Consider the following 16,928-nt stretch of genomic DNA (forward strand, 5'->3'; position numbering starts at 1 on the left):
CTCGATGAGTTCGGTTAATAGTAACAGTACTACTCACATTACTTTGCAGTTTAATTTAGACCGAGATATAGATGCAACGGCACAAGACGTACAAGCAGCTACCGAACGACTTACCTACCCCGCCCTCATATCGTAAAGTAAATCCTTGCCGACGCACCTATATTTTATTTATCTTTAACCTCTGAGACTCTTCCCCTTATATACCGTGGACTATTACGCCGAAACAATTATGGCTGAGCGTTTATCTATGCTGCCAGGTGTTGCACAAGTATAAGTTTACGGCTCACAGCAATATGCAGTGCGTGTGCAGGTTGACCCTGTTAAAATGGCAGCAAATAATATAGGGCTTGACCAAGTATCAAACATTATAAGCTCTGCTAACGTTAATTTACCGACCGGAGCTTTTATACGGTACAGATATCTACTCAAGCATTAGCGCCCCTGGGCAATTACAAAATGCTAAAGAACATAATGAGTTAATATTAACTTATAAAAACGGTAATCCACTTTTTCTTAAAAATATCGGGAAAACCATTGATAGCAATAATAAAATAGCCGCTTGGTATAGGGATAAGCCGGGGGTAATACTTGCTATTCAAAAACAACCGGATACTAATACTATTGAAATAGTCGACTCTATAAAAGAAGTATTGCCGTTGCTTCGCAGGCAAATCCATGAAGGCATTATTAATATTAATATCATATTTGATAGGTCAATTTCTATATCAGAGAATTGGTAAATGATGCCAATTTTACTATGCTACTCGCTTTAATACTCGTAGTGAGTGCTATATTTTTCTTTCTACATAACTGACGGTCCGTGATTATTCCGACTATTGCCATTCCTTTATCAGTTGTCGGTACTTTTGCCTTTATGTATCTATTCGGTTATAGCATCAATAATATGTCTTTAATGGCTCTAACGCTTCGATGGGTTTTGTAGTGGATGATGCAATAGTAGTGCTTGAAAATATCACACGACATATGGAAAAAGGCGAGAGTAAAATAGCAGCATGTATTAACGGTACTAAAGAAATAGGATTTACTATCGTCTCAAGGACTTTATCCCTAATGATGATATTCATCCCAATATTATTTATGAGCGGCATTTTAGGAAAGCTACTGCACGAACTTGCCGTTGTTATTACTACCGCTATTTTGCTTTCGGGAGTTATCTCGATAACCGTAACTCCTATGTTATGTAATGTGTTTTTGAGGGATCGTCATTGCGAGGAACGTAGTGACGAAGCACTCTCAGGACAACCAACCGAGATTGCCACGGCGTCTTTGACGCCTCGCAATGACGATCTACCACTAACCGAAAAAGCCTTTGAATATGTCAAACAAAAATATGGTAGCAGTCTAAAAACAGTAGTAGAACATTCAAAAACTACTATGCTTATATTTTTCTCTTAGTAATCATCGCAACGGCTTATTTATTTGGGAAAGTATGCAAAGGCTTTATGCCTTATTCCGATACGGGACAAATCTTAGTTTTTACCGACACCGCTCAAACTATTTCTTTTGATGCGATGGTGCAAGAACAGCAACAAGTAAGTGATGTATTACTTAAAAATCCTAATATAGATTCATTTTTTTCTGCCTTAGATGTTTCAGGTAGAAACTCTGCCGTAAATCAGGGTACGATTTTGATTAGCTTAAAACCTCGTGATCAAAGAATAGGGGCTGACGCCGTTATAGATCAGTTACGTTCAAAACTAAATCATTTAGTAGGTTTAAGGGTATATATCCAGAACGTACCTACTATTACGATCGACGAACAAGCAACCAAAAGCCAATATCAAATACTATGCAAGAACTCGATCAAGATGTGCTATTTAGCTTTGCACCGAAATTAAAAGACAAGCTCACACAGCTGGCTGCCAGGTTTTATTGACGTCACTTCGGATTTACAAATAGCACAGCCATAAACTTTAGTGCAGATTGATAGATATAAGGCTGCAAAACTCGGTATATCAGTCGAGCACGTCCAAAATATCTTATATGCAGCTTACGGTGCTGAACAGATTTCCACATTATATACCCCAACAGCTCAATATAACGTTATTTTAGAGCTAGATCCTAAATATCAAACAGATTCGTCAATGTTATCTTTAGTCAATATTAACTCCGCAAGCGGCAATTTAGTACCGCTAACTACCCTTGCTAAAATTGTTAATACTGTTGGCCCGCTTAGTATTTCACATTTCGGGCAATTACTTTCAGTTACGGTATCATTTAATCTGCAAGATGGATATTCAATTAGTGATGCCGTTCCAAAAGTTAATCAAGCAATACGAGAGTTACAAATGCCGGCTACGATTACGGGAAGCTTCCAAGGAACAGTGCAGGCATATCAGTCGTCTTTTTCCAATCTTGGCTTATTGCTTGGACTGGCCGTTATAGTTATTTACATAATCCTTGGCATATTATATGAAAGTTTTGTGCATCCTATAACTATACTTTTAGGACTACCTACCGCTATATTGGGAGCATTACTCACTCTACTAATATTTAATAGCGAACTTGATATATACGGATTTGTCGGACTTATAATGTTAATCGGTATAGTGAAGAAAAATGCTATCATGATTATCGATTTTGCCTTAGAACTTGAGAGAACTGGCAATAAATCTTCGGCATGAAGCAATTTATGAAGCATGTATAATACGATTCAGACCGATTACGATGACTACCCTAGCTGCCTTAATGAGAGTATGCCTATTGCGCTTGGAGTCGGAGCAACAGGAGCAGAGAGAAGATCACTAGGGCTTGCAGTAGTGGGAGGTTTACTCAAATTGCAATTACTTACTCTTTACATCACACCGATAATTTGCCTATATTTAGAAACAGCTAAGAAATGGTTAAAGCACAGCAATTATAAAGCTGAAATTAGAAACTATCCGGAATTAAATTGGAAATCTTAATGTTGTTGTATGGCGCGAGAAACTCGTTCGGTGTTATACCGTGGCTTGACCACGACATCCAGAAAACAACTAACAATGCTAATAATATTAGTATTGTTAACTAGATCCCGTGGACAAGCCACAGCGTGACAGTGGTATCAAGCGTATTCAGTATTCGGCATCGTTTTCTCTTCTCCAGCAACCGTAATTTCATTACTCTCATAATTAAATATGTCCGTTGTAGAAGGAGTAGACGGTACAAGCGATGTGCTTACTAACTCAGAAGACTTTTGATCTAAATAGTCTCTTACTTCTCGTTTACCAAGCAATTCCATAGCATTATTTTCTTTCTTTTACATATGCTCCAGGAATATATACCTTAATATATTCCATATCAGATACGTTTTTTAATAAATAAGGTGATACAAATTCTAGTATGTCCTTACCGCTTCTTTTATAATTAGCAAATGAGTAAGCAACACAAATACCGTAGTCATTTCATAAATGCTTGTGTCTTGTCTGTTGAATGTTGTTTTGCAGATTCCACAGCTCTTAAAGCATATAATATCTGTTCTCTTGTTGCTTGAATAGCACTGAAGCCATACCGTAAGCTTTTTCAAGCTCTTGATCTTTAAAAATGTAATTTTTTTGTTAATTCTTTTATTTCAGTAACAATAGGGTTTTGAAGGCCTTTTATAAAGGTAAGACTAGCAGTACTTGCTGAGAGTTTACTTTTCATAATATACCTATTATATTAATTTTTATTCATAAATAATAAACCTATTGATAGTGATAAATATATCACACCAGAGATTGCTGTATATATCTAAAGACTGGAGATTTCTGCTTTTAGCTAAGAATAGGCTTATTATATCGAACAAGCATTACTGCCGTTATCATCATCTTCACGGATAAATTTTTGCTTTACCTTAGAATTGTTATTATATGGCTTACTATTTTTTACCGGTGGATAATTTACAGGCTCATAATTTGTAACGGGCGGGGCATAATTTTGATTTACTACAGCATTTGGACAAGTATATTTTGATATATCACGCTTAGTTTCTCTAAGCATGGCTTTTATCTGATTTAATTCCTCTTGTATCTTTTTTTCTTTATCGCTATCGTCTTTTCTAACCTTTTTATTCGCTCTACTTAAAGTCATATCATCATCGGATTCAGCGAAACCGGCTTCTGCTTTTTGCCTTGCTATATCCCTTTTAATCATCTTAAGATACATTTCACGATTTCTCTTTACAGGATCGATTCTTTCTCCTCTTAAAGGACTATCGCTATCATAGTCATCATCATCGTTATCATAATCAAGATTATCTTCTACTATATTCTTTTTAGCCAAAGTAATATATTTATTATTATATACAGGTTTTCTCTTGCCGCCTTTAGCACCTTTGCTATCAACCAATCTGTTATTTGCTGATCTTTGAAAATAGCTTCTAAAATTATCTGTACAAGCTGAAAGTAAAAACATTCCTAAAAATAATATTATAATTTTTTTTAACATATATTTATATTATTCCAAAACTTTTATTAGACTTCCTGTACAACTTAGCTAATAAGGAGGAATTTGTAGAAGACACGGAACGCAGCACCGCAACGTACGCTTTGGTACGTGAGGATGCGAGTACCGGATCGACACACAAATTACCCTTAGAAGCAAGTTATGCAGAAAGTCTAATATGATTAATGCCACATAATAGCCAAACTTGCAAGGATAAAGAGCTGAACTGCTATGTACTTAATTAAATTATTGTTATTCTGAGGTATTTTTGGTATTGTTGTATGTCTCCACCCCGTCATTGCAAGCAACTAAAAGGAGCGTGGCAATCTCAGGACTTTAGCACGAGATTGCTTCGTCAAAACTTACAGTCTTTCCTCGCAATCACCTCTTCTATGAGGTTACTTAATAGCTTATGCCCTTCTTTTCTGCTTTTTAATAAATTTTGTGAAGCATCCTCTAATATTTTTGGATTACTTATCAAATCAAGTATTTTATCTGCTAATTTTCCTGCAGAAATATTATTCTGCTCTAAACACCATCCTGTTTTTTTATCTTCCAATAATTGTGCATTGTAATATTGATGATTATCCGCAGCACTAGGCAGTGGAATAAAGATTGCCGGCAACCCTATATAGGTCAATTCTTCTATAGTAGATGCTCCTGCTCTTGAAATCACTAAATCGGCTTCTTTATATTGCAATGCCATATTATCAAAAAATTCAGCAAATTCATAAGTAATGTTTAATTTCGAGTATATATCTTTTATTTTTACTTGATCATCTAATGCTGCTTGCTGGATTATATTTAATTCAAGACTTGGCTGTTTTTGCATCAAAATTTGGATACTTGCAGGTATCAGCTCTGAAAATAATTTAGCTCCTTGACTACCGCCAAAGATGAATATTGTAAAAAGCTTGTCATTCCGTGGCTTGACCACGGAGTCCAGTGCTTTTATTAAAGACTTTTTGGACCCCGTGGTCAAGCCACGGGACGACATTTCTATAACCTTTAATTCCCTAATATTCTCTCTAACTACCCCACCGGTAACTACTATTTTACTTCTTGCAAATTCCGGCAAATTCTTTATTTTTTCATAAGAAATAGCTATCTTTTTAGCAAAGCTTGCAAAAAATTTATTAACTTTTCCAAGGTAAGAATTCTGTTCATGAATTATAATCGGTACTCTTAAAAAAATTGCCGCAAACATTGGAGCTATAACAGGATAACCGCCAAACCCTACAGTGACGGAAGGCTTCATATTATATAATAATTTAATAGCCTTTAAAACTGCAATTGATAACCTAGGTAAAAACAAGAAAATATTACCTGAGCATTTTAAATCTAGGATATGAAAAATTACTTTCATATCCTGCTTTATATATTGTTTGCATCTTAAATCAGTAATAAAATGAACTTCATAGCCACGTTTGATTAATTCTTCTCCAAGAGCAACTGCCGGAAAAAAATGTCCCCCCGTCCCTCCTGCTACCAAAATGATTTTTTTCATATTTCAATATTACGAATTTTGTACGAATTTAAAGGCGTTCGGTGTTTTGTAAAGCCAAGAAGCATACCGGTAGCGATAGCTATTGCAAGCGTTGAAGAACCACCGTAACTAATAAACGGTAATGTCATACCTTTAGTAGGAAGTAAATGTAAAGTCACGCCCATATTAATTATTGCCTGGAGCCCTAATTGTGCAATTATACCGCTAGCAGCGAATTGTACAAATTTATCTGTTTCGTTTAATAACTTAATAAGACTTCTTAATACTATAAAAGCAAATATACCTATAACAATAAGGCAAATAATAGCTCCAAACTCCTCACCTGCTACAGCAAAAATAAAATCCGTATGCGAGTCGGGTAGTACCTGCTTTACTGCCCCCTCCCCTGGACCTCGTCCATATAACCCGCCATGCTCAAACGCCTTAAGAGACTTACTAACTTGATAATTCTCGCTACTATCTGGATCTAAAAACGAATTAATTCTTTGCGTTACGTGCGGTAACCAAAAATAAGCAATAGTTACTCCTATCATTCCTAAAAAACCGGCTAAAACAATACAAAATATTGGCATACCCGCAATAAATAGTTGAATACCGAAAACTGCCGTAATCATTACAAGCATTCCAAAATCCGGCTGAATAATTAAGAGAATAGCAACAATAGAATAAAGTATTACACAAATCGTAAAACTTGGAAAATCATCATTAAATTTTAGCGATAATATCCAGCCCGTAACAACTGCAAAAAACGGTTTGATAAATTCCGAAGGTTGAATAGATAGACCTAGAATATTAATCCATCGCACTGCGCCTTTTACTTCATAGCCAAAAAATTTAACTGCTATTAATAAAACTATACTAGCAATAAATCCAACTATTGCAAAACGCCTTAACCATTTTTTATTAAGACATGAAAATAATAATATAAGTCCTGAAGCGGCAGCTAAATAAAATATTTGTCTAGATGCAAAATAACTTTCTTCAAGACCTATTCTACTTGCTACTACTGAACCTGAGGTAGTAACAAGCATTAGACTAAAAGCAAATAAGATAATTAAAGAAATTATTATTTGCCTATCGGTACTCCGCCACCATAATTTTATAAAGTTATTAGATATTTCGTTATTCATATTATAGTTATTCAATTATGGCTATATTTATAATGTTATTGCATGGATTGGAAAACACCCTCGATGTCCCCCCGTGGCTTGACCACGGTATCCAGAAAAACAATAAAAAATACTAATATTATTTAGTATTTTTAACTAGACCCCGTGGTCAAGCCACGGGGGGACAGGATACTACACAATTTTATAAACAACTCGCCACGCTCTTCAAAATTTTTAAACTGATCATATGAGCTACAACTAGGTGCTAACAAGATATTTTTTACCTCCGCGTTATCACCTACTGCATCCTTATAAGCAAGATCGAAAGCCTGCTCAAGATTATCACATATTACAAAATCTACTATATTCTTAGCAGTATTTGCAAATATTTCTTTAGCTTGACCATAAAAATAAGCTTTCTTAATTTGACTGAAATAAGGCTTTATTTCCTCAATACCACCCTCTTTAGGGATTCCTCCCGCAAGCCAGTAAATATTATCGAGTGCTTTAATTGATTGCACGGCAGATATGGCATTTGTCGCTTTACTATCATTGTAAAAACTTATATTATTTATACTACCGATATATTGCATTCTATGAGGTAAACTTTGAAAACTACTTATAGATTTAAGTATTTTTTTAGGTTCTACTCCTATTATTTTAGCGACTGCATAACTTGCTGCAATATTCTCACAATTATGAACTCCTTGCAGGTTTTTATTAAAAGGTACAGCATAATGCATAAAGCTTGATACAAGCGAATTTTGCAGGTCTCGCCTGTGCTCACGTATTTTTATACGCTCCGCAGGCTCACCTTGAAATTCATCTTGTCTAAAACTTTCTGAATTACGCTGTAATTCAAAACTTATATCATCAAAAAAATTAGCGCTAATTTTATCATCAACTACCGAAATACCGTTTTCAAGAATTTTAGTAACCGAAAAAGGAATTAGCTTTATACGCTGCTCTTGCTGCAATTTTATAAAGACTTCACGACAATAATCATTATCGATATTAATTACCGCATAACTCTCTTGATCCATTCGATCAAAGATCTTAGATTTTGCTGCAATATAGCAGGTCATATCCTGATGTCTATCTAAATGGTCGGGAGTTATATTAAGAAGCACGGCTATTTTAGCTGTAAAGGTTTTTACTAGATCTAGCTGAAAAGAAGACAATTCAAGTACATATCCATCCTTACTTGCTTTAGCTTGCAAAGCAGAAACTCCAATATTACCGGCAACCGGATAGTCTAAACCGCTACTATTTAAGATATGGCTTATTAAAGCAGTAGTAGTACTTTTACCGTTTGTACCGGTTATAGCTATAAATTTTAAGTTTTTTGATTTTGCAAATAATAAGTCTATATCGGAAGTGATTGGAATATTAAAATTTTTTGCAATATTGACTATCTCATGCGTTAAAGGAATTCCAGGACTTAAGACAATTGTATCTAAATTTTGCCATCTTGAATCAGATAAAGCAGCGATAGCGGTTTTACTATATAATTCTTCAAATATATCTCTATTTGCTTTTAAATCATCATAAACAATTACATCATATTTATTTTGCAATTCCTCGTAAACCGATATACCGGTTTTACCAAGCCCAAAAACACCTATTTTTTGTTTTGTATGAGAATTCATGAATTAATTTAAGAACATTGCAGTCTTAGTATTCAAGAACAGGTATACTTGATCAACTTCAAAAAGAGCAAGGAGTTTACAAGTCGAGGAGCGGAGCGTATACTTAATACGTGAGCACCGCAGATCTTGTAAACTCCTTGCTCTTTTTGAAGTTGATCAAGTATACTAATGCATGTCCTGCATTAATGCTTGTTCACCTTCATTAAATTCACCTTGTCCTTTTACATTACTGTAAGTTGTTTTGCTATGCCCAGGATCAGGTAAATAATAATGAGGTGGAACTTCTAGTGTTTTAGCACGCTGTACTTGATACTCATTAGGTCCAGCTGTTGATATACCTACGGTTTCTTTTAACTTTTTACTACAAGCAGAAGTAATTAATAAAACAGTAAATAATAAAAAAATCTTTTTCACTTAAACACCTATAAATTAAAATTATAATAGCCTCCTTGCAAAATGAACTTCTAGAGGTAATTTGTACGTCAATCCAGTACTCGAATCCTCACTTAGGTCTACTATGTTACAGTTCTGCGTTCCGTGTTTCCTTCAAATGCCTCTCTATAAGTTTAATTTTGCAAGGAGGCTATTTTATCGTTACCACCCTTATCGTCGGTATTACGAATTTTTTCAGCCATAGCTTCAATTTGAGCATTATCATAATTCCCTTTAGCCTTTTCTTCAATAACTTTTTTAGTACTATAATAATCTTCTATTAAGATAATTACTCCTATTGTAATAAAGCAATCAGCTAAATTAAATACGGGGAAGCTATAATTCTGATAATGAAAATGGATGAAGTCAAAAACTGCTCCTCTAAAAAATCTATCAATTAGATTACCAACAGCTCCGCCGATTACAAAGCTATAACCGGCAAAGCCTCCGATCGTTTTTGAACATATCATCAAATAATATAAATAACAGACAATAATCGTGTTCGTTATTAAGAAAATAGTATTGCTATATTGATAATATTCACGCATTAGACCAAAGCTAATACCGTAATTCCAAGTATAAACCATATTTAAGAAAGAAGTAACCTTAAGCATTAAGCCCGGCTTCCATCTCAAATTATTAATAAACCACCATTTACTTAACTGATCAATAATCACTAAGGTTATTATTATACGACTACTACGAGCAAATGTGAGATATAGTTTTTTTAGTAGTGGGAGCATAATTGTAAATGTCATTCCCGCGAAAGCGGGAATCCAGAAAAAACAACCTTAATATTAATACAAAATTATATATTTGATAAAATAAACCTATAAAAAACAAGTTTTTTATAGATTTTACTAGATTCCCGCTTTCGCGGGAATGACATAAGAGTCGTACAACAAGTTGATTACGGTATGACAAGGATTCACCCTACAATGAAACTGTGGCTGCTTTATCAGCTTGCAATTCCTTATCAAGCTTAACACTTAAAGTTTTTATTTCTTTTTTAAATTGTTTAAATTTCTCTAAATTTTTTCCATTTAATTCTATACCCGGTGTTGTTTTAACTGACATAGGATTAACATGTTTACCATCAATTTTAACTTCATAATGTAAATGTGGAGCTGTAGCTCTGCCGGTACTTCCGACATATGCGATGATTTGTCCTTGTTTTACGATACTTCCCACTTTTAAATTTTTTGCAAAATTTGAAGCATGCGCATAAGCAGTAGATAGCGTACCGCCATGTTTTACCTGAATAAATTTTCCATAACCCGACTTCCAACCTATTTCTGTTATAACTCCGTTTCCTGCGGAATATATAGGCGTACCGGTTGGAGCTGCAAAGTCAACCCCCTTATGCATTTTAGTATAACCGAGTATCGGATGCTTTCTATTACCGTAATGTGAAGAAACTTTTATAACTTTTAGCGGAGTTTTAAGTAAGCTTCTTTTTACGCTTTTACCGTCTTCGGAAAAAAATGCATGATTATTTGCGTTATTGTCATGAGAATAACGATATATATTATATTCTTTCCCTGAAAGATTTAATGAAACATATAGAATTTTACCGTGGTGGGAAAATTTACCGTCTTCCGTTACGTATTTTTCTGTTATTACGGTTGCAGTATCACCGCTTTTTATTTGACGCTGAAAATCGATTTGATAAGCATAAGCATTAATCAGCTCTATTATACTGTTATCCGATAAGCCCAGTTTTTTAAGAGCTGACATAAAATTTGCTTCAATACTTACCGACGATTTAGCAACTTTTTTACTTAAAGGTACTACAATTTCTTCAACTTTAAAATTATCACCTTCTCTAATTACTTCAATAGTTTTTAGCTTATCGATAATTATAACAATTTTATTTAAGAATGCTACCTCTGAGGTTAAATCTTCATCCTCGTTTTCAGTAATTTTTGTTTCATATTCAAAAGTAATTTGCTGCCCTATTTTAAGAGCAGAAGATAATTTTCCCTCTTTTATTAAACTTATAATTTTGTCTATTTCATTTTTAGGGATACGTTGTTCTATCAAAATTGACTTTATAGTATCGCCTTTTTTTACTACTACTTCTTTAAATGAAATTGTTTCTTCTTCACTACTATCAGGTTGTACTAAAGTTATGGATAAAGTGTCGTTAACATAATTATTAACGGCAAAAGAGACAAAAACAACTAATCCTATAAATAATAATAAGGAGGCAGAGGTGAGGATTTTCCTGAGACGTGCACTAATAAAAGATGATGGTAATATGCCATTAAAATCATAAGATAGTGCGGTATCATTCATTAAAATTGCTCTGAAGATTATATTTGAATCAATTTTTTATTACTAGTAATAATATGAACTACATACAAACAAATTACAATAGAAAATTGTAAAATTTTGTTTTATTTCTGTCTTATTAGTTTTTTATTGATTAAAATTTAATTTTTTATATAAGTTAATTCTTATTAACTTATATAGATAAATATTATGCCTAGACTTTTCATATTTTTATTAATTTTTTATTAATTTTTATAAATCTTATGTCCTACTCATCTAGCCATAATACTGTCAAATTACCCAAAATAGAATATTATGAGAATATTTCTTTAAATAAAAACTGTCCTATAAATAGTGAAATAGTTCTAGTAGGCGGTTGTTTTGATTTATTACATTACGGTCATATAGAATTTCTACGCAAAGCTAAAAAACACGGTAAATACTTAATCGTTGCTTTAGAGCCGGATGAAACAATTATTAAATATAAAAAACGTCAACCTATCCATAATCAATTACAACGACAAAAATTTTAAGTTCTTTCACATTTGTTGATAAAGTACTTATATTACCTAAACTAAAAGATTTTAATGATTACGCTCGGTTAGTGCAAAATATTTGTCCTTCTGTAATCGTCGTAACAAAGCACGATCCTCAGTTAATAAATAAATTCAAGCAAAATTAATAAATGCGAAAGTAATAGAAGTTATTGACTTACTGCAACATCCTAATATAGGTACACTTTCTAACTAAAATATTATTAAAAATATGTAGTTTTTACAAAAATTTATCGATTTTTACTTTAATAAAACTGTATATCCATTTATATTAAATATAAATAACTTTATATGTGCTATGAAAAATATTATTAGACATCTTGCCAAACCAGCTTATAGAGAGGAATTTAAAGGAGACACTTCTCCTCGAACCGCAGCGTACAAAAGCGTACGTGAGGATTCGAGTACCGGATTGACGTATAAATTACCTCCAAAAGCGAAATTTGGAAAAATGTCTATTGCTTTAATTTGTTTTTTGATTGTTAGCAATAATTGCTTTGCTTCCGAGCCGTTACCTTGGCAAGTAACGTTCCAGCCGCCGGCAAGTCCGATTATGGAGGAATTACATCATTTTCATAATTTTCTGCTTTATATCTCAACAGCTATTGTTTTATTTGTTGCCGGATTACTTGGCTTTGTATGCATCAGATTTAATGCAAAAAATAATCCCGTACCAGCAAAATTTTCACATAATGTTTTAATAGAAATAATTTGGACTGTAATACCTATAATAATTTTAGTTATTATTGCAGTGCCGTCTTTTAAAATATTGCGTCATGCCGAAAAAATACCCGAAACGGATTTAACTATTAAAGTAGTAGGTTATCAATGGTATTGGCATTATATATATCCTGATCATGATAATTTAGAATTTGATAGCGTAATGATCTCTGATGAGCATTTAAAACCTAACCACAAAAGATTATTAGATGTTGATAATCGAATTGTTATCCCTGAAAATGCTACCGTAAGGTTTCTCATTACCGCAGGTGACGTAATACATAGTTTTGCCGTTCCATCACTTGGGTTTAAAATAGATGCAGTCCCAGGCAGAATAAACGAAACCTGGACAAGAGTGGCTAAAAAAGGCGTATATTACGGACAATGCTCCGAACTATGCGGCATCCATCACGGCTTCATGCCGATTGCTATAGAAGTAGTAAGTAAAGAGGATTTCGACAATTGGATTGCAAGCAAGAATAAGACTGCTATGAATGGCAAGAAGCCAAAATTGGCAGCTAACTAATTATATTTAGAAGTTCTATGGGAAATTATAATACAAAAATATCTGAACTAGATAAATTACTAAACGATATAACCGATTCTAATCGACATCAAGAAATTATTAAGTAGTGATGATTCAGCAGGTAAAGAAGCAGGGTAATTTATAACGAAAGTATTTTATAAACTAAAACTATTACTTTAAATTTTTTAATATGACTAACCACAATAACCCTTATCCCCAGCTTTTTCCTAAACAAGCGAAAGAAACGATATTTTTAAAACATTTTATCCATAATCCAAATATAATAGTCGGAGATTACACTTATTACCATGACGCTAAATCACCCTGAGAAATTTGAATATGAAAATGTTATAGGAGCTTATTTTGTTAAATTGATTATAGGAAAATTTTGTGCTATTGCTATGGGTACTAGTATAGTATTGTTGTCGGTAATCCTGCAAAGATAGTACGCTATAGATTTCCTGATGAGATAGTTGAGCAATTACTTGAAATTAAATGGTGGGATTGGGATTATGATAAAATCACTCGGAATATTCCGGCAATTGTTGGAGCAGATATCGAAAAATTAAAACAGGCAGAATAATAATTATGGATATAACTACTACCAAAATTTATCACGATGACCACCACACCCCACACGGTTGGAGGCGATGGCTTTTTTCTACCAATCACAAAGATATCGGCATTATGTATATCATATTTGCCGTTTTTGCTGGAATTGTCGGAGGTTTGTTCTCACTGCTTTTTAGGTTAGAGCTTGCAATGCCCGGCGGCACTTTCTTAAATCATGATTTCCAGCTATATAACGTGCTTATCACAGCACATGCGGTTATTATGGTATTCTTTATGATTATGCCGGCTTTGTTCGGCGGCTTTGGTAACTATTTCGTACCTCTGTTAATAGGGGCTCCCGATATGGCATTTCCACGCCTTAACAACATCAGTTTTTGGCTACTAGTCCCTGCTTTTCTTTTACTTATGGGCTCAGCTTTTGTTGACGGTGGGCCAGGAACGGGCTGGACGCTCTACCCTCCTTTAAGTAATTTAAGCGGTCACCCCGGTGCAGCCGTTGATATGGCTATTTTCAGTTTACATTTAACCGGTCTATCGTCAATCCTTGGATCAATTAACTTAATCGTTACTATCTTTAATATGAGAGCTCCAGGAATGGGGCTTTTCAAGATGCCGTTATTCGTTTGGTCTATTTTAGTTACCGCATTTCTAATAATTCTTGCGATGCCGGTACTTGGTGGAGCTATTACTATGCTACTTACAGATCGTAATTTTGGAACTACTTTCTTTAAGCCTGACGGCGGCGGTGATCCTGTATTATTTCAGCATCTATTTTGGTTTTTCGGTCATCCTGAAGTATATATCGTAATACTTCCAGGCTTTGGCATAGTAAGTCAAGTTATTTCAACTTTTTCACGCAAACCTATATTCGGCTATCAAGGTATGATCGGGGCCATGGTGATAATAGGCTTTGTTGGATTTATCGTATGGGCTCACCATATGTTTACTGTTGGGCTTTCTTATAATGCACTTATATATTTCACTGCCGGAACGATGATTATAGCAGTTCCGACGGGTATTAAAATATTTAGCTGGATAGCGACTATGTGGGGTGGTGCGATTACATTCCCAACTCCTATGCTATTTTCGATAGGATTTATTATATTATTCACGATCGGCGGTGTAACCGGCATAATCCTATCAAATTCGGCACTTGATAGAGTTCTGCACGATACATATTATGTTGTTGCACATTTCCATTATACGATGTCGCTCGGTGCTTTATTTACGGCATTTGCAGGCTTTTATTATTGGTTTGGCAAAATATCCGGTAAACAATATCCGGACATTTTAGGCAAAATTCATTTTTGGATTACCTTTATAGGCGTTAATTTAACTTTCTTCCCGCAGCATTTCTTAGGTCTTGCGGGCATGCCAAGAAGAATACCGGACTACCCTGAAGCTTTCGCCGGCTGGAATATGGTTTCGTCGATAGGAGCAGGTATTTCTATGTTTGCTGCCCTTTATTTTGTATTTATCGTTTTCTATACGCTAAAATACGGCAAAAATTGTCCAAACAATCCTTGGGGAGAAGGAGCAGACACATTAGAGTGGACACTTACCTCACCACCGCCGTTCCATACTTTTGACACACCACCACATATTGAGGGGTAATAGTGACTTTGCTGCGTGGATGCCAAGTCATCATTGTGAGGAGTTACGTTAGCAACGACGTGGCAATCTCATAAGATAATATAAAAAAAACTCCTGAGATTGCCACGTCAGCATAAATGCTGGCTCGCAATGACGGGACCTTTATGAACTGTCCGGTACTATGAAGAATGACATAGCTGACCGAAAAATAATAAAACGATAATCAAATGTATAAAAAACCGATAATAGGTGTTACACCTGATTTAGCTCAAAATTGTGAAAAATATACTTACGCTGCTTTTCCATGGTACGCCTTGCGAAGAAACTATACCGATGCGATTATTGCAGCCGGCGGTGTACCGCTATTATTACCTTATCAAAGTGATACAATAAATCAGCTTATGGAACTTGTTGATGGTGTTGTAATGCCAGGCGGTGATGAGGACATACATCCTAAATTTTATGAGCCGGAATACGCCGAAGATATAGTAGTTTCCAATGAAGAACGTGATAATTTTGAGATATTAGTTTTAAAGAAAGCATTAGAGAGAGATATTCCGGTTTTAGGAATATGCCGAGGTATGCAGTTATTAAACGTTATTTTGAAGGGTACGCTTATTAAACATATTCCTGATTATATTGAAACTGTAATTAATCATACACAACCTTCGCCTAAAAACATCGTTTCGCATGCAATTAATATAGAAGCAAATACTAAACTTGCTAAAATAGCTAATAATCAGCTACAAACTATGGTTAATTCGACTCATCACCAGGCTGCTAAACAACTTGGTAATGATCTTATCGTATCTGCAACAGCAGAAGACGGTATAATTGAAGCCATTGAATCAACGAAACATAAATTTGTTATCGGCGTTCAATGGCATCCTGAATATCTTAACGATAATGGAGTAGATCTAGAATTATTTAAAGAATTCGTAAAAGTTAGTAATTAAATATTAGTTTTTAACATCATTAGATGAACATATTACAAACGCTTTATTATATTCATATGTAGAAGTCAAGATTTGATCTTACAGACACTATAAATTTTGCACCTGATTGTCAGTTAAATTTTGACTGTCAGATACATATTCAAGATACAAGATTTCATTATTCTTTTCAACAGCTAATTTCTTACTATCCTTAAAAGTTTGCATAGGAGTTTTTCCATAACAATATTTTCCTGAATGAGGTCGCTCATTATTGAAATGCTCTAACCAAATATCAAGATCTAATTGTAAATCATCAAGATCTGTATAAATCTTTTTCCGCATAGCTGTATCAAAGAATTCTTGTTTCATGGTTTTGTTAAAACGCTCACACATACCGTTTGTTTGTGGAGAATATGCTTTAGTAGTAGTATGCTCTATACCTTCAATACTTAGAAATAATTCAAAAGCATGATGCTCTATATTTCCCTTATATTCTGACCCACGATCTGTAAGAATACGAAGTATTGGTATCCCTTGAGTCTCGTACCATGGTAACACGCGGTCATTAAGCATATCAGCAGCAGTTAAAGCTGTTTTATCAGTATATAGTTTAGCATCTGCTACCCTAGTA

Annotated in this window: 14 protein-coding genes and 8 pseudogenes; 12 read left to right on the forward strand and 10 right to left on the reverse strand. The window is 34.3% G+C overall.

Annotation, left to right across the window (positions count from 1 at the left end; all coding sequences use genetic code 11):
* Window positions 1–4: 4 nt before the first annotated feature.
* The 6 genes and pseudogenes from RAT170B_RS10820 to RAT170B_RS11660 form a co-directional block, all read left to right on the forward strand.
* Window positions 5–136: an acriflavin resistance protein gene (locus RAT170B_RS10820; RefSeq protein ID WP_082068682.1), complete on the forward strand. Its 132-nt coding sequence runs from the start codon at window positions 5–7 to the stop codon at window positions 134–136.
* A gap of 343 nt (window positions 137–479) precedes the next feature.
* Window positions 480–740 carry an efflux RND transporter permease subunit gene (locus tag RAT170B_RS11645; protein ID WP_261368740.1) on the forward strand — a complete coding sequence of 87 codons (261 nt, stop codon included), beginning with the start codon at window positions 480–482 and terminating at the stop codon, window positions 738–740.
* An 80-nt stretch (window positions 741–820) separates the two neighbouring features.
* A pseudogene (locus RAT170B_RS05700) lies at window positions 821–1,416 on the forward strand (efflux RND transporter permease subunit).
* Window positions 1,417–1,421: 5 nt separating this feature from the next.
* Window positions 1,422–2,645 (forward strand): annotated as a pseudogene (locus RAT170B_RS11650) (efflux RND transporter permease subunit).
* Window positions 2,646–2,660: 15 nt separating this feature from the next.
* A complete protein-coding gene (locus RAT170B_RS11655; protein WP_014014262.1) occupies window positions 2,661–2,927 on the forward strand; it encodes a hypothetical protein in 267 nt (88 codons plus the stop codon).
* Window positions 2,927–3,028 (forward strand): annotated as a pseudogene (locus tag RAT170B_RS11660) (permease); the annotation flags it as partial. The gene RAT170B_RS11655 and the pseudogene RAT170B_RS11660, both read left to right, overlap by 1 nt.
* 36 nt (window positions 3,029–3,064) lie before the next feature.
* Here RAT170B_RS11660 and RAT170B_RS10585 read toward each other — a convergent pair.
* The gene (locus RAT170B_RS10585; protein ID WP_186786298.1) at window positions 3,065–3,241 is read right to left on the reverse strand and encodes a hypothetical protein; all 177 of its coding nucleotides are present in this window, start codon (window positions 3,239–3,241) and stop codon (window positions 3,065–3,067) included.
* A 533-nt stretch (window positions 3,242–3,774) separates the two neighbouring features.
* Window positions 3,775–4,428: a hypothetical protein gene (locus RAT170B_RS05720; protein WP_014014259.1), complete on the reverse strand. Its 654-nt coding sequence runs from the start codon at window positions 4,426–4,428 to the stop codon at window positions 3,775–3,777.
* Between the two features lie 11 nt (window positions 4,429–4,439).
* Here RAT170B_RS05720 and RAT170B_RS09015 point away from each other — a divergent pair.
* A pseudogene (locus RAT170B_RS09015) lies at window positions 4,440–4,598 on the forward strand (palindromic element RPE1 domain-containing protein); the annotation flags it as partial.
* A 182-nt stretch (window positions 4,599–4,780) separates the two neighbouring features.
* On the opposite strand, the gene murG reads toward RAT170B_RS09015, so the two are convergent.
* From murG to RAT170B_RS05750, 7 genes and pseudogenes are all read right to left on the reverse strand, one after another.
* The gene (gene murG, locus RAT170B_RS05725) at window positions 4,781–5,932 is read right to left on the reverse strand and encodes an undecaprenyldiphospho-muramoylpentapeptide beta-N-acetylglucosaminyltransferase (protein WP_045805839.1); all 1,152 of its coding nucleotides are present in this window, start codon (window positions 5,930–5,932) and stop codon (window positions 4,781–4,783) included.
* On the reverse strand, window positions 5,929–7,062 hold the full coding sequence (ftsW, locus tag RAT170B_RS05730) for a putative lipid II flippase FtsW (protein WP_014014257.1): 1,134 nt from the start codon (window positions 7,060–7,062) through the stop codon (window positions 5,929–5,931). The genes murG and ftsW overlap by 4 nt, the downstream gene beginning before the upstream one ends.
* Window positions 7,063–7,193: 131 nt before the next feature.
* The gene (gene murD, locus RAT170B_RS05735) at window positions 7,194–8,690 is read right to left on the reverse strand and encodes a UDP-N-acetylmuramoyl-L-alanine--D-glutamate ligase (RefSeq protein WP_045805840.1); all 1,497 of its coding nucleotides are present in this window, start codon (window positions 8,688–8,690) and stop codon (window positions 7,194–7,196) included.
* Window positions 8,691–8,855: 165 nt separating this feature from the next.
* On the reverse strand, window positions 8,856–9,104 hold the full coding sequence (locus tag RAT170B_RS05740) for a membrane lipoprotein lipid attachment site-containing protein (protein ID WP_045805841.1): 249 nt from the start codon (window positions 9,102–9,104) through the stop codon (window positions 8,856–8,858).
* 33 nt (window positions 9,105–9,137) lie between these two features.
* Window positions 9,138–9,253 (reverse strand): annotated as a pseudogene (locus tag RAT170B_RS12210) (palindromic element RPE1 domain-containing protein); the annotation flags it as partial.
* Window positions 9,254–9,256: 3 nt separating this feature from the next.
* Entirely contained in the window at window positions 9,257–9,865 is a 609-nt protein-coding gene (gene lspA, locus RAT170B_RS05745) for a signal peptidase II (RefSeq protein WP_045805842.1), read from the reverse strand.
* Window positions 9,866–10,055: 190 nt separating this feature from the next.
* Window positions 10,056–11,420, reverse strand: coding sequence for a M23 family metallopeptidase (locus RAT170B_RS05750; protein WP_045805843.1), 1,365 nt, complete (start codon window positions 11,418–11,420; stop codon window positions 10,056–10,058).
* A gap of 239 nt (window positions 11,421–11,659) precedes the next feature.
* On the opposite strand from RAT170B_RS05750, the pseudogene RAT170B_RS12425 reads away from it, so the two are divergent.
* The 5 genes and pseudogenes from RAT170B_RS12425 to RAT170B_RS05775 all read left to right on the forward strand — a co-directional run bounded on the left by RAT170B_RS12425 (window position 11,660) and on the right by RAT170B_RS05775 (window position 16,318).
* Window positions 11,660–12,078: pseudogene (locus tag RAT170B_RS12425) on the forward strand (adenylyltransferase/cytidyltransferase family protein).
* 170 nt (window positions 12,079–12,248) lie between these two features.
* Window positions 12,249–13,196: a cytochrome c oxidase subunit II gene (gene coxB, locus RAT170B_RS05760; RefSeq protein WP_014014251.1), complete on the forward strand. Its 948-nt coding sequence runs from the start codon at window positions 12,249–12,251 to the stop codon at window positions 13,194–13,196.
* Window positions 13,197–13,386: 190 nt separating this feature from the next.
* Window positions 13,387–13,779, forward strand: a pseudogene (locus RAT170B_RS05765) (acetyltransferase).
* A gap of 5 nt (window positions 13,780–13,784) precedes the next feature.
* Entirely contained in the window at window positions 13,785–15,383 is a 1,599-nt protein-coding gene (ctaD, locus tag RAT170B_RS05770; protein ID WP_045805844.1) for a cytochrome c oxidase subunit I, read from the forward strand.
* 206 nt (window positions 15,384–15,589) lie between these two features.
* Window positions 15,590–16,318: a gamma-glutamyl-gamma-aminobutyrate hydrolase family protein gene (locus RAT170B_RS05775; protein ID WP_045805845.1), complete on the forward strand. Its 729-nt coding sequence runs from the start codon at window positions 15,590–15,592 to the stop codon at window positions 16,316–16,318.
* A gap of 87 nt (window positions 16,319–16,405) precedes the next feature.
* Here RAT170B_RS05775 and RAT170B_RS05780 read toward each other — a convergent pair.
* Window positions 16,406–16,928: pseudogene (locus RAT170B_RS05780) on the reverse strand (IS481-like element ISRpe1 family transposase); the annotation flags it as partial.

This window comes from Rickettsia argasii T170-B, from assembly GCF_000965185.1.
Taxonomy (GTDB): Bacteria; Pseudomonadota; Alphaproteobacteria; order Rickettsiales; family Rickettsiaceae; genus Rickettsia; species Rickettsia rickettsii.

Bases quoted from the DNA above. Each gene is read 5' to 3' on its own strand.
- RAT170B_RS10820 (WP_082068682.1), top strand. From the start codon at position 5: ATGAGTTCGGTTAATAGTAACAGTACTACTCACATTACTTTGCAGTTT.
- RAT170B_RS11655 (WP_014014262.1), top strand. From the start codon at position 2,661: ATGTATAATACGATTCAGACCGATTACGATGACTACCCTAGCTGCCTT.
- RAT170B_RS10585 (WP_186786298.1), bottom strand. From the start codon at position 3,241: ATGGAATTGCTTGGTAAACGAGAAGTAAGAGACTATTTAGATCAAAAG.
- RAT170B_RS05720 (WP_014014259.1), bottom strand. From the start codon at position 4,428: ATGTTAAAAAAAATTATAATATTATTTTTAGGAATGTTTTTACTTTCA.
- murG (WP_045805839.1), bottom strand. From the start codon at position 5,932: ATGAAAAAAATCATTTTGGTAGCAGGAGGGACGGGGGGACATTTTTTT.
- ftsW (WP_014014257.1), bottom strand. From the start codon at position 7,062: ATGAATAACGAAATATCTAATAACTTTATAAAATTATGGTGGCGGAGT.
- murD (WP_045805840.1), bottom strand. From the start codon at position 8,690: ATGAATTCTCATACAAAACAAAAAATAGGTGTTTTTGGGCTTGGTAAA.
- lspA (WP_045805842.1), bottom strand. From the start codon at position 9,865: ATGCTCCCACTACTAAAAAAACTATATCTCACATTTGCTCGTAGTAGT.
- RAT170B_RS05750 (WP_045805843.1), bottom strand. From the start codon at position 11,420: ATGAATGATACCGCACTATCTTATGATTTTAATGGCATATTACCATCA.
- coxB (WP_014014251.1), top strand. From the start codon at position 12,249: ATGAAAAATATTATTAGACATCTTGCCAAACCAGCTTATAGAGAGGAA.
- ctaD (WP_045805844.1), top strand. From the start codon at position 13,785: ATGGATATAACTACTACCAAAATTTATCACGATGACCACCACACCCCA.
- RAT170B_RS05775 (WP_045805845.1), top strand. From the start codon at position 15,590: ATGTATAAAAAACCGATAATAGGTGTTACACCTGATTTAGCTCAAAAT.